This is a genomic window from Pseudomonas sp. SK (assembly GCF_012975065.1).
GTDB lineage: Bacteria > Pseudomonadota > Gammaproteobacteria > Pseudomonadales > Pseudomonadaceae > Aquipseudomonas > Aquipseudomonas anuradhapurensis.
In genome coordinates, this window is record NZ_CP051857.1 from 2,289,828 (window position 1) to 2,302,785 (window position 12,958).

Here is a 12,958-nt window from a genome sequence, read left to right on the forward strand (position 1 = left end):
GGGCAGCGGTCGGTGGGCCTGCGTTGTGGTTCATGTTGACCACGGGCCAGCGGTCTAGCAATTCGTCAAAACGGGTTTTGTGCGGTAATCGAACGCAAAACTAACCATTCCGTACAAAGATATTGAAGCGTCGACTTTACCTGCGAATAATCGATCGTGCCAGAAACGGTGACCGGTGTTTTCCTGCCCCTGGCACCGTCAGCCTCTAACAACAAGGAACTCCCGCCATGCAGCGTTCGATCGCCACTGTGTCCTTGAGCGGTACCCTGCCGGAAAAGCTCGAAGCCATCGCCGCCGCCGGGTTTGACGGCGTCGAGATCTTCGAGAACGACCTGCTCTATTACGCCGGCAGCCCGCGCCAGGTACGCCAGATGTGTGCCGATGCAGGGCTTGCCATCACCCTGTTCCAGCCTTTTCGCGACTTTGAAGGCTGCCGCCGTGAGCGCCTGCAGAAAAACCTCGACCGCGCCGAGCGCAAGTTCGACCTGATGCAGGAACTGGGCACCGACCTGGTGCTGGTGTGCAGCAACGTCCAGGCCGATGCCCTGGGCGAAGAGCAACTGCTGGTCGACGACCTGCGCCTGCTGGCCGAGCATGCCGGCAAACGCGGCCTGCGCATTGGCTACGAAGCCCTGGCCTGGGGCCGCCACGTCAATACCTACCAGCAAGTCTGGAACCTGGTGCGCCAGGCCGACCACCCGGCGCTCGGGGTGATCCTCGACAGTTTCCACACGCTGTCACTGAAAGGCGACCCGCAGGCGATCCGCGAAATTCCCGGTGACAAGATTTTCTTCGTGCAGATGGCCGACGCGCCGATCCTGGCCATGGACGTGCTGGAGTGGAGCCGCCACTTCCGCTGTTTCCCGGGGCAGGGCGAGATGGACATGGCTGGGTTCCTGGCGCCGATCCTTGCCACCGGCTACCGTGGCCCGCTGTCGCTGGAAATATTCAACGACGGCTTCCGTGCCGCACCGCCGCGGCAGAATGCCGCCGACGGCCTGCGCTCGTTGCTGTACCTTGAAGAGCAGACTCGCCTGCGCCTGGAGCAGGAGGGCACGCCGATCGAACCCGGTGTGCTGTTCACCCCACCGGCGGCCAGCAGCTATGACGGTGTCGAATTCCTCGAATTCGCGGTGGACGAAGCCGTTGGCGCGCGCCTGGGCAGCTGGCTGAAGCGCCTGGGCTTTGCCGAAGCCGGCAAGCACCGCAGCAAAGAGGTGCAATTGCTGCGCCAGGGCGACATCAATATCGTCCTGAACGCCGAACCCTATTCCTTTGGCCACAACTTCTTCGAGGCCCACGGCCCGTCGCTGTGCGCCACTGCGCTGCGGGTCAAGGACCAGCAAGCGGCACTGAAGCGCGCCACTGCCTTCCGCGGCCAACCGTTCCGTGGCCTGGTCGGCCCCAACGAGTGCGAGGTGCCGGCGGTACGTGCACCGGATGGCAGCCTGCTGTACCTGGTGGAGCAGGGCACGGCCGGGCAGACCCTGTATGACACCGACTTCAGCCTGGACCGGAACGCCACCGCCACCGGTGGCCTGCGCCGCATCGACCACATGGCGCTGGCGCTGCCGGCTGAATCGCTGGACAGCTGGGTGCTGTTCTACAAGACCCTGTTCGACTTCGCCGCCGACGATGAAGTGGTGTTGCCCGACCCCTACGGCCTGGTCAAGAGCCGCGCCCTGCGCAGCCAGTGCGGTACCCTGCGTCTGCCCCTGAATATCTCGGAAAACCGCAATACCGCGATTGCCCATGCGCTGTCCAGCTACCGGGGTTCAGGCGTGCACCACATTGCCTTCGACTGTGACGACATCTTCCGTGAAGTGGCGCGTGCCAAGCTGGCTGGGGTGCCGCTGCTGGAAATTCCGCTGAACTACTACGACGACCTGGCGGCGCGCTTCGATTTCGATGACGAATTCCTCAGCGAACTGGCGTACTACAACGTGCTGTACGACCGTGATGCGCAGGGCGGCGAGTTGTTCCACGTGTACACCGAACCGTTCGAGGAGCGCTTCTTCTTCGAGATCATCCAGCGCAAGGGCGGCTATGCCGGTTACGGTGCGGCCAACGTGGCGGTACGCCTGGCGGCCATGGCCAAGGCACGGAGTGGCGCAGCGCGCAAGCCGGTGCTCTGAACGCTGTCCGTGCAGCAGCGGCCTTGCGTCGCGATGGGCGGCAAAGCGGCCCCAAAAATTCATGCTGCGTGCGGAAATCTTGGGGCCGCTTCGCGGCCCATCGCGACACAAGGCCGCTCCTACAAGGCCCCATGTTTAGCTCAGGGGCGTTCAGCTACCAGCAACAATGACTGCGGCACCGCGCTCTGCGGGTGCTGCGGCTCCTGCAGGCTGGCCAGCCGCAACCCCGCCAGGTCCAGCGCATTGAGCCAACTGGCGAGGGTGCGGAAGTACCAGGGCATCACCTGCCAATCCCCGTCCAGGCCGGTAAACGATTCCTCCCGCCAACCGTCCTGGTATTGCCCATCGGCCACACTCCACGGGTGCAGGGTCTGGACCACCAGCGCACCACTCGGCACCAGCAAGTCGCGCAGGGCCGCCAGCAGTGGAATGATGTCCTGCTGCAACAGGGCGAAGTTGGCGCAGATCAGGTCGTAGTCCTGGCCTACCTGCGCTTGCCCATTGGCCAGCTGTGCAAAACGGGCCAGGTGCACCTGTGCGCTACCGGCTGCGCGTGCAGCTTGCACCAGTGCCGGGTCACCGTCGACGCCTACCGCCTCGATGCCACGCTCGCCCAACGCCCGCAGCAACCAGCCTTCACCACAGCCGAGGTCCAGCACGCGTTGCGGTTGACGGCCGAGGATGGCCAGCAGGATGGCCTGGTCAGTGACCTGGCGGCGGCTTGCGATGGCGCCGCTGCGCACGGCTGCGATCCACGCTTGGGCATTGTGCTGCCAGCTGGCGAGCAGGGCCTCTTCCGGGTTGTGCATGGGCGGTCTCCTCGCGCTCAACCGGCCGCCGCGCGCTGACGTTTGATCTGGTACATGTGCCCGTCGGCATGGCGCAGGAGGGTGTCGGCGTCGTTGCCGTCCTCCGGGAAGCAGGCCACGCCGATGCTGCAGGTGGGGGTGGCGATACCGGCGAATTCGGCGCCGAGCGGCTCAGCCATGGTCGCCAGGATCTGCGTCACGCGCTCGGCAATGAGCTCTGGCGAGGGGCAATCGGGCAGCAGCACGGTGAACTCGTCACCGCCCATCCGCGCTACCGTGTCGCCAGCGCCCACGCAGCTTTCCAGGCGCCGGGCCAGGGCGCACAGCACCCGGTCGCCCATGCTGTGCCCGTGGTTGTCGTTGATCTGCTTGAAATCATTGATATCGAGAAACAGCAGGGCCAGTGGCCGATCCTGGCGGCGGGCTGCGGCAAGGGCGGTGTCCAGCTGTGCATTGAACCGGGTGCGGTTGGCCAGCCGGGTCAGCGGGTCATGGTGGGCCAGAAAGCGCAGTTCCTCTTCGGCCAGATGCAGGGCAGTCACATCCCGCGCCACGCCGATGCGCGCATCCGCCTCGTCGGACCAGCACGCCGCCCACAGAATGTGCACCACGCCGCCATCCTTGCGGATATAGCGGTTACGGAAGTCGTAGTGAGGGTGGCCGCTCATCACCCGCACGATCGAGGCGCGGGTCATCGCCAGGTCGTCAGGGTGCATGTAGTCGGTGATCAGCGTGCCGATCAGTTCGCTGGCCTGGTAGCCCAGCAACGCCTCGCAGGCATCGCTGACGAAGACGATCTGGTTGTCGCGATCGACCACGAATACCGTGTCCAGCATCAGGTGGATCAGCCTGGGGTACAATGTTTGCAGGTCTACGGGCATGGGTCAGGACGTCCGCGGCAGGGTGACCGATCATAGCCTGAATCCGGCAACCTGCGGCAAGCGCGGTTGCCGCGGGCGTAGCGCGCGACACTCAATTGCTGACCACCAGTTCTGGCCCGAGGTAGTCGTTGATCTGCTGGATGTCGTCGTCGCCCAGGCTACCGATCGACGAGGCGAGGCGCAGCCGCGACAACAGGTAGTTCAACTTCGCTTCGAACAGGTCGTGGCGGGCGTCATACAGCAGCTCCTCGGCATTGAGCACGTCCGAGTTGGTGCTGGTGCCGCCTTCCTTGAAGCCCTTGCGGGTCGAGAGCAGCGAGCGCTCGTTGGAGGCCACGGCCTTTTCCAGTGCCTGGACCCGCAAGGCGCCACTCTGCACGCCATTGAACTCGCGGGTGGTTTCCGAAATTACCTGCTGGCGGGCGGCGTCCAGCTCATCCAGGGCCTTGGAGCTGTTGGCGCCGGCCTGGCGGGTGAGGGCGCTGGTACCGCCGCCGCTGTACAGCGGAATGTTCAGCTCCAGCCCGACCGAGCTGTAATGGTTGCGCTGGTTCAGTTCGGAAATCGACTGGCTGCTGCTGGCGGTATAGCCAGCGACGAAGTCCAGGGTCGGCCAATGCCCGGCGCGGGCGCGTTTCACTTCTTCTTCGGCCAGCTCATAGTTGTGCCGGCGGGCGTGAATCAGGGGGCTGTCGGCCTGCGCCTTGACCAGCCACTCCTGCAGGTTGTCGGGCAGCAGCGGCGGGGTGCTGAAGCCGGCCTGCAAGGTGGTCAGCGACGCCGGGGTTTCACCGATGAACTCTTCCAGCTTGCGGCGGGCATTGACCAGGTTGTCCTGGGCTTCGATCAGGTCGGCTTCGGCCAGGTCGCGGCGGGCAACCGACTCGTCGATATCGGTGACAGTACCGTCGCCCAGTTCCATGCGCCGCTTGGCCGACGCCAGTTGCTCTTCGAAGGCATTCAGCTTGGCCTTGGCCAGGGTGATGGTTTCGCTGGCCAGCAGCACGTCGAAGTAGGCTTCGGCCAAGCTCACTGCGGCTTCCTGGCTCTTGGCATCGAACACCGCCACGCTGTACTCGGCACGTTGCTGGCCCTGGCGGTACTCGGCCATCTTCTGCTTGTTGAACAATGGCTGGCGCAAACGCACGCTGGCGCCCTTGGAGTCGTAGTCCAGGTCCCGGTCCAGGCCATACTGGCTCTGGCTGCCGTTGATCTTGTTGAAATAGCCCACGGCGTTGACCTGCGGCAGCAACCCGGCCTGGCCGATGGCGCGGTTCTCGCTGCCGGCTTGTTTTTCGTGCACGGCGGCCTGGTAGATCGGGCCCTGGTACTGCAACAGGTCCCAGGCTTGCTTGAGGTCCATGGCACTGGCCTGCATGGCCACCCCCAACAGGCACAGCATCAGGCACGGGCGGTTCATGTCATTGCTCCTTGAATGCAGCATCCACGCGTTCGAGCATCGGTTTGAGCAGGTAGCTGAGCAGGTTGCGCTCACCGGTCTTGATGGTGACGGTAGCCGGCATGCCGGGGCGGATGTGGTTGCTGCCGAGCAGGGCCATGCCGGCCTGGGTCACTTCCACCTGGGCCAGGTAGAACGGCTGCTTGCTTTCCTCGTCGATCAGGCGGTCGGCGGAAACCGTCTTGACCCGGCCTGGGATATTCGGCGTGCGTGCGTGGTTGAAGGCCGGGAAGGCGATGTCCACGTCCAGGCCAGGGACCATCTTGTCGATGGCTTGCACCGGGATCATCGCGTCGACCTGCAACGGTTGGTCGAGCGGTACCACCTCCATGATCTTCGCCCCAGGCTGGATGATGCCGCCGACCGTGGCGATGCTCAGGGCCTGGACCATGCCGTCGATCGGCGAGCGGATCACCGTGTGGGTCACCTCATAGTCCAGCGCGCGCAGGCGGTCGGCCAGGGTGGTGTTCTCCTTGGCGGTGTCGGTCAGTTGCGACTCCACTTCCTTCAGGTAGTCGTGCTGGCGCTGGAGGATACGCAGCTTGATCTCGGTGGCCTGGCTGCGGGCCCGGGCGATGTTGTTGAGGTTCTCGGCCTGGCCGGCGGACAGGTCGGCGTTGTTGCGTTCCAGCTCCAGCAGGCGGTTGCGCGGCACATAACCTTCGGCCGCCAGCACGCGGGTGCCCTGCAGTTCCTGGTTGAGGAAGCCGATCTGCGAGGCGCGGGCCCCATACACCTGCTGCAGGCCCTTGAGCTGCACCGCCGTGGCGGCCAGGTTTTCCTTGAGGATGCTCAGCTCGCCGGCCAGGCCGGCGCGGCGGGTTTCCAGCAAGCGTTGTTGCAGGTCCATGGCCGCCAGCAGGCGCGGGTCGTTAGCGTAGCGCTTGAGCAGGGCGGGGTCGAAGGTAACGCTGTCACGGCCGTCGCGCTCGGCTTCCAGGCGGTTTTCCACGGTCTTGCCGACGATGTACTGGGCACTGACCGCGCCCTGTTCGGCGACTGCGCGCAACGCGTCGAGGCGTACCACCTCCTGGTCTTTCTTCACCACATCGCCTTCGCTCACCAGGATCGCCTCGACCGTGCCGCCAGTCAGGTGCTGCACCGCCTTGCGGTTGCTGGTGACCTTGACCGTACCGGTGGCGACCACCCCGGCGTCCAGCGGCGCCAGGCCCGACCACAGCAGGAAGCCGCCAAAGCCGGCGATGACCAGCCACAGGCCCCAGCGTGCCGGTCGGCCGGCGTCCAGGTCGATCAGGTGCTGGGTTTCGGCGGGAATCAACTCGGTGTGGTGGGTCATCGGCATGAGCGGTCACTCCCGTGCTTTCACCGAAGCCAGCGGCGCCGTGCTCGCCGCCGGGATCACGCTGGCCTTGCGCAGCGCCGTGAACACTTCGTCGCGGCTGCCGAGCATTTGCACGACGCCGTCGCGCAGCATCAACACCTGGTCGACCGCGCACAGCACGTTGGGCCGGTGGGAAATGAGGATCACGGTTGCCCCGCGTGCCTTGAGTTCGGCCAGCGCATCGACCAGGGCCTTTTCGCCAACGTCGTCGAGGTTGGCGTTGGGCTCGTCAAGCACCACCAGGTTGGGCTCGCCGTAGAGCGCACGGGCCAAGGCAATGCGTTGTTTCTGGCCACCGGACAGCGGCGAGCCATCGGCTGCCAGGCGGGTGTCATAGCCCTGCGGGAAGCGCAGGATCATGTCGTGCACGCCACTGCTGCGGGCCGCACGGATCACCGCTTCGCTGTCCACTTCGGCAAAGCGGGCAATGTTCTCGGCGATGGTGCCCTCGAGCAGCTCGACGTCCTGTGGCAGATAGCCAAGCCAGGGCCCCAGTTCGGCCTTGTTCCAGTTGAAGATGTCCGCGCCATCCAGGCGCACCTTGCCGACCTGGGCCGGCCATACGCCGACCAGCAGGCGGGCGAGGGTGGACTTGCCCGAAGCCGACGGGCCGATGATCCCCAGGCTTTCGCCGGGAGTCAGGCTGAAGCTCACCCCGCGCACGATGGGCGTGTTGCTGCCGGGCGCGCTGGCGATCACGTTTTCCACGGCCAGCATGCCCAGTGGGCGTTGCAGCGGCATGCCCGCTGGCCGCTGCGGGTAGTCCTGCAGCAGCTCGTTCAACCGGCCCCAGGCCGAACGGCAACCCAGCAACTGCTTCCACGAGGCAATCACCTGTTCTACCGGGGCCAGGGCGCGGCCGGCCAGGATCGAGCAGGCGATCATCATGCCCGGGGTGATCTTGCCTTCGATCGCCAGCAGGGCGCCGGTACCGAGGATGACCGACTGCAAGGTAATGCGCACGAAACGCCCGGTGCTGCTGATCAGCGCGGCACGGTCGGACGCCAGCGTCTGCATCTGCAGGATGCGCAGGTGGCCTTGGTACCAGCGCTTGCCGATCGCCGGCAGCATGCCCATGGCCTCGATCACTTCGGCATTGCGCAGGTTGTTGTTGGCATAGCTGGCTGACGACAGGGCGGCCTGGTTGGCTTCGGCCAAGGGTTTTTGCGTGGCTTTTTCGGTGAGGTAGGCCAGGGCCACCAGGATCAGCGAGCCGATCAGCGTGACCAGCCCCAGCAGCGGATGGATCAGGTAGCTGACCAGCAGGTAGATCGGTGTCCAGGGGGCATCGAAGAAGGCGAACAGGCCGCTACCGGTAACGAACTGCCGCACCTGTGCCAGGTCATGCAGGGCCTGGGCCGGGTTGCCGCCGGCACGGCTCAGGTTGCGCTCGAAGGCGGCGCTGAAGATGCGCCGGTTGAGGTCCATGTCCAGGTAGTTGCCGACCCGGATCAGTACCCGGGTGCGAATCGTCTCCAGTGCCGACATCATCAAGTACAGGCCGATGACCAGCAAGGTGAGCATGCCCAGGGTGGTGAGGTTGCGGCTGACCAGCGCACGGTCGTACACCTGCAGCATGTAAATGGCTGGCGTCAACATCATGGCGTTGATCACGCCGCTGAAGGCACCCAGGGCGAGAAAGCTGCGGCGCAGGCTGAACAACACTTCGGCCAGTTCGGAACGGGTGCGTGGCGGCTTGTGCATCAGTGGCCCCCTTTCTCACAAAACGGGGGTTGCCGTTGCGGCGCCCCGTACAGCGGTATTCGTGGCTTCTGGTCGGCTCGCAGGCGGGGCGCTTGAAGGGCGAATGGGCCAACGCGCCGCGTTACTTTCATATGTTGGAGCGTAGGTTGCAGCGAAACGACCGATAATATCGATTTGCTCTAGCGGTACTTTGAACCTTTTATAAGTGTCGGGAAAACATCTGCTTGCAACGCATTCTCAGCAGCTTGCAAGCGTTTCGGACGAAATATTGACAGCACACAGCGATGGCACCGTTGCGGATCCTTCACGGACACGCCGGTGCCATGCCTTCACACCTGCTGCGCAGACGTCAACCCTGCATCGAGGCATTGATAAAGGCCTCGTCGAGTGTGGTCGCCTGGTGTGCTGCCAGAAATTGTTCGCCGCTTGCGAACGCATCGAGTTGGCCGCGCGCCAGCATGTAGAACCGATCGCAGCAGTCGACGACTTCCTGCGTGTAGTGCGATGAGACCAGCACACTTGCGCCATCCTTGCAGGCGCTGCTGATGCCAAGCCATATGTAATGCCGGAATTCCGGATCCACGCCGGCAGTAGGTTCATCGAGAATGATCAGGTCGCTGTCCATCAGTAAAAGCGTCAGGGTGAAATAGCTGCGAATCTCGCCATAGCTGCAGGTGGAGGCCTTTTTCCGGGATATCTCGGCATACCGCTGGCCGAGGGCAGGGGACCAGGTGCACAGCCGCGAAAGGATATCCGCATGACTGGGCGCGCAGGCCGCGTTCAGCAGGGTAACCAGGGCGCCGGCGTCTGCCATCCGCAATGCTGGAGGAGGCGTCAGCACCTGGGTCAGATATACCTGGCGGTGCGAGGCATTGACGATGTTCCCGCTGCGAGGCGCTCTCAATGCGCAGATAAGGTCGAACAACGTGGTCTTGCCGGCCCCATTGCAGCCTAGTATTCCGACTGTCTCGCCTTTGGCCAAATGCAGAGATATGTCTTCTAGAAACGGTTCGGTAGTGTAGGAGAAACCAATACGGTCAAGGGTCAGGATGTTCATGAGTATCGACTCCAGATGGGTTGGATCCGGAAGTACCTGGCCGTCAACAGCAAGCCTGCGGACAACGCGGCCCAGGCGGCGATGAAACTGCCTGACAAGGAGTAAGTGCCGTTGACGATCTGTGTGGTCAGGAATAGCGGATTGACGCTGTTGACCCACGAGTAGGCGAATGGGTCGTGGGCCGCCGCGGCATAACCGGAAACCAGCATCAGGAAAGAGACCACGGAAAACAAAGTGCCGGCGGTGCTGAACTTCAGCGGCAGTGCGGCGATGGCGAGACCGATGCAGGAAAAGGCCAGGTAACCCGTGTAGAAGCCGGCAAGCAACACAGCAAACTCAGTCAGCGAGTAGTGGCCGTAGAGTGGTTTGGTCACGGCATAGAACAAGCTGCAGTAAAGGATGCTGATTATCGTGTAGCTGGTAGTGTGCGAGGCAAGGAACAGGAGGATGGCCTTTCGTTGGTAGATGAACGAGCGAATGAAGCCACTTTCGCGACGCCCGATCAGGTAGAAACTGAAGCCGAAAAACGCCACGTTTGCGGAAATGTATGCGTAGAACCAGGCGGCATCCGTCTGGTAATCCATGCTGCCTGGCCGGTAGCTGGATGTCACGATCATGAACATCAGGCAAGGGGCGAGGCCTGTCCACAGAAGGGCGGAAGGTTCTCTAAGATGTTCTTTAATTAATATCCGGGATATTTTTAAAATTCCATTGAGTTGTGATGCTAAGGAGATGGTATGACTATTCATGGGAATGGCACCATTTTGTTTAATTGCAACCGCCACTGCCTCCGTTGCACCCTCCGCCCACCTCCGCAGCCTCCACTACCACCACAACCTCCTGCACTACCAGACCCGCCAAAAAACTCTGCCTCTGACTCGCATTCTTTAGAAAGCTGCAGACTCATTAAGGTAACTCCAAATTCATCGTTCATTTGATTCTCCTTTTTTCTCCGCGAAATGCGGAGTAGTGGAGTTCTAGAACGTAAATTGACAAGCGTCAACTGTTTCGCTGGCTGTGCCTTACGGTTTAGAGTTGTGCGCTGTTTATATATGAGACTGTTTGTGGGATGTTTCTGATAAGTTACTTCGAGCTATATCGAAATAGGGTTGGTGGGTGCGCTAAACGACTGAGTCGAAGGTAGGAAAATTCGGTTTCTTGATTAGGGTGCTTCTTTGATAAATAGCAGGCTGGTCGTATTCGATATGTGGGTCTTGAAAATTCGCAGAGTGCGACGTGGGTGTTGTTTAAAAAACAATAATTGTAACTTAATACGTCTGTCTCAAAGAATATAACCGGCCTCGGACAATATCACCGCGTTAGGCGTTTGGCCGCAGAACCAAAATTAGGGAGCGAATCGGTGAAGGTGCATGACAGCTTGAGGACCAACCATGACGAGGTCGCCCTGAATGCGCTGGACGGCCAAGAGGTTTTTTGCGCCGAATGGAACCTTGCGGGTCATCTGCGTAGCGGAGCTGGTTGAAGAGCTGGGCGATTATAGATACCGCCTGAGGGCATCAATACGGTTTACCCGTAACGCCTGAATCGAGAAGATGTTGTGCTTTGACGAACATTTGAGTTCGTTCTGCTGCTTGGGGGGCAGCAGAACGACAAGGCCGCTTCAGCAGAGGCGTGGGGCGCTATCGGGGGGAAGACGCGTTATACTCCGCGCCTTTTGCCAGTGCCGGAAGCCGCCCATGCGCCAGGTTTTGCTCATCGTCGATGTCCAGTCCACCTTCAGCCCGCCAGAGTGGCTGGTCGATGGCCTGCGCCGGTTATCAGCAAACATTCCCACCATTGCCTCGGTCGAACTGCACGACGAACAGGTCACGCCTTTCGAGCGCCAGCTTGGCTGGCATCCGGCTGCCGAGGACGAAAACCTGGTCGAGGCCGACCGAGTTTTTGTCAAGCATGGCTATGGGCAGAGCACCGAGGCTATCGCGTACATCCGTGAGCTGGGCGTGGAGCGGGTGCTGGTGTGTGGGCTACAGACCGAGACCTGTGTACTGGCGGCTGGCTTTGCCCTGTTCGATGCCGGGTTGATGCCCACCTTAGTCACCGACATGACAGTCGGCTCCTCGCTGGATCGATCGGGCAAGCTGGGCATCGACCTATGGAAGCATCACTTCCGCCAGGTCACCACCTCCGTCGAGGTGCTCGGAGAACTGGCCGAGCCAGGCTAGTACAGGGTCGTCGCGGGTCTGCGCGGGGGACAACGCACGTGTAGGAGCGGATTTATCCGCGATGCAGGCGACGCGGTGGGTGGCACCGGCTGTGCCGGTGATCGCGGCTGAAGCCGCTCCTACCAGCGCAGCGTCAAGTCGAAGCCCGTGTAGGAGCGGATTTATCCGCGATGCAGGCGACGCGGTGGATGGCACCGGCTGTGCCGGTGATCGCGGCTGAAGCCGCTCCTACCAGCGCAGCGTCAAGTCGAAGCCCGTGTAGGAGCGGATTTATCCGCGATGCAGGCGACGCGGTGGGTGGCACCGGCTGTGCCGGTGATCGCGGCTGAAGCCGCTCCTACCAGCGCAGCGTCAAGTCGAAGACCGTGTAGGAGCGGATTTATCCGCGATGCAGGCGACGCGGTGGATGGCACCGGCTGAAGCCGCTCCTACCAGCGCAGCGTCAAGTCGAAGCCGTGTGTAGGAGCGGATTTCTCCGCGAAGCAGGCGAAACGATGGATGTCGCCGGCTGTGCCGATGGTCCCGGCCCAAACCGCTCCTCAGGCCGAGGAGCGGTCGCGTCAACCGGTCAGCGGTGGGCGCTTCAGGCCACGTCGACCAGTACGATCTCGCTGTCCTCGATGGCAGTCACCCGCAACACCTCCTCCTGCTCGATCGCCACACCATCGCGCGCCTTGGCGCGCAGCCCATTGACCTCCACCAGCCCCTTGGCCGGCACCAGGTAGCCCCGGCGTGCGGCATCGAAGCGGTACTCGGCGGTTTCACCGGCGCGCAGGGTGGCAGCCACCAGGCGGGCATCGGTACGGATCTGCAGGCTGTCCTCGTCACCTGCACGGCCGCTGGCCAGGGTCACGAAGCCTTCGCCGCGTTCACCTTTGGGGAACGGCCGGGTGCCCCACTGCGGTGCTTCACCGGTGCGCTCCGGCACTATCCAGATCTGGAAGATGCGCGTATCGACGTCTTCCAGGTTGTACTCGCTGTGCACGATGCCGGTACCGGCGCTCATCACCTGCACGTCACCGGCTTCGGTACGGCCCTTGTTACCCAGGCTGTCCTGGTGGCTGATCGCGCCTTCACGCACATAGGTGATGATCTCCATGTCGCGGTGCGGGTGCGGTGGGAAGCCGCTGCCGGCAGCGATCAGGTCGTCGTTCCATACCCGCAGGTTGCCCCAGTGCATGCGCGCCGGGTCGTAGTACTCGGCGAAGGAAAAATGATGGTGGGCATCCAGCCAGCCGTGGTTGGCGTGGCCGAGGCTTTCGAAGGGTCGCAGTTGCAGCATGGTCGTGCTCCTTGAATCAGTGGAATGGGGCCATGATGCGCCAAATAAAGATCGAAAATAAGCGTAAATATCGACTTAAAACAATCAATAAAATAGATTATTAAAT

At 62.5% G+C, this 12,958-nt stretch carries 10 protein-coding genes; 2 read left to right on the forward strand and 8 right to left on the reverse strand.

The features are described from left to right. Positions 1-227 precede the first annotated feature (227 nt). Entirely contained in the window at positions 228-2,135 is a 1,908-nt protein-coding gene (quiC, locus tag HG549_RS10545; RefSeq protein ID WP_170029436.1) for a 3-dehydroshikimate dehydratase QuiC, read from the forward strand. A 140-nt stretch (positions 2,136-2,275) separates the two neighbouring features. Here quiC and HG549_RS10550 read toward each other — a convergent pair whose 3' ends face one another. The 7 genes from HG549_RS10550 to HG549_RS10580 form a co-directional block, all read right to left on the reverse strand. Then, positions 2,276-2,944, reverse strand: a complete 669-nt coding sequence (locus tag HG549_RS10550) for a bifunctional 2-polyprenyl-6-hydroxyphenol methylase/3-demethylubiquinol 3-O-methyltransferase UbiG (protein ID WP_170029437.1) — start codon at positions 2,942-2,944, stop codon at positions 2,276-2,278. Between the two features lie 17 nt (positions 2,945-2,961). Then, the gene (locus HG549_RS10555; RefSeq protein WP_170029438.1) at positions 2,962-3,825 is read right to left on the reverse strand and encodes a sensor domain-containing diguanylate cyclase; all 864 of its coding nucleotides are present in this window, start codon (positions 3,823-3,825) and stop codon (positions 2,962-2,964) included. 91 nt (positions 3,826-3,916) lie between these two features. Then, positions 3,917-5,245: a TolC family outer membrane protein gene (locus tag HG549_RS10560; protein WP_170029439.1), complete on the reverse strand. Its 1,329-nt coding sequence runs from the start codon at positions 5,243-5,245 to the stop codon at positions 3,917-3,919. A gap of 1 nt (position 5,246) precedes the next feature. Then, positions 5,247-6,587, reverse strand: a complete 1,341-nt coding sequence (locus tag HG549_RS10565) for an HlyD family type I secretion periplasmic adaptor subunit (RefSeq protein ID WP_170029440.1) — start codon at positions 6,585-6,587, stop codon at positions 5,247-5,249. A 6-nt stretch (positions 6,588-6,593) separates the two neighbouring features. Then, on the reverse strand, positions 6,594-8,330 hold the full coding sequence (locus tag HG549_RS10570) for a type I secretion system permease/ATPase (protein ID WP_170029441.1): 1,737 nt from the start codon (positions 8,328-8,330) through the stop codon (positions 6,594-6,596). A gap of 349 nt (positions 8,331-8,679) precedes the next feature. Continuing rightward, positions 8,680-9,387: an ATP-binding cassette domain-containing protein gene (locus HG549_RS10575; RefSeq protein ID WP_170029442.1), complete on the reverse strand. Its 708-nt coding sequence runs from the start codon at positions 9,385-9,387 to the stop codon at positions 8,680-8,682. Next, a complete protein-coding gene (locus HG549_RS10580) occupies positions 9,384-10,136 on the reverse strand; it encodes an ABC transporter permease (protein ID WP_170029443.1) in 753 nt (250 codons plus the stop codon). Before HG549_RS10580 ends, HG549_RS10575 begins: the two co-directional genes overlap by 4 nt. 948 nt (positions 10,137-11,084) lie before the next feature. Here HG549_RS10580 and HG549_RS10585 point away from each other — a divergent pair. Further along, on the forward strand, positions 11,085-11,570 hold the full coding sequence (locus HG549_RS10585; protein ID WP_170029444.1) for an isochorismatase family cysteine hydrolase: 486 nt from the start codon (positions 11,085-11,087) through the stop codon (positions 11,568-11,570). Between the two features lie 583 nt (positions 11,571-12,153). Here HG549_RS10585 and HG549_RS10590 read toward each other — a convergent pair. Beyond that, complete coding sequence (locus HG549_RS10590) at positions 12,154-12,852, reverse strand: pirin family protein (protein ID WP_063913719.1); 699 nt, start codon at positions 12,850-12,852, stop codon at positions 12,154-12,156. Between the last annotated feature and the right edge of the window lie 106 nt (positions 12,853-12,958).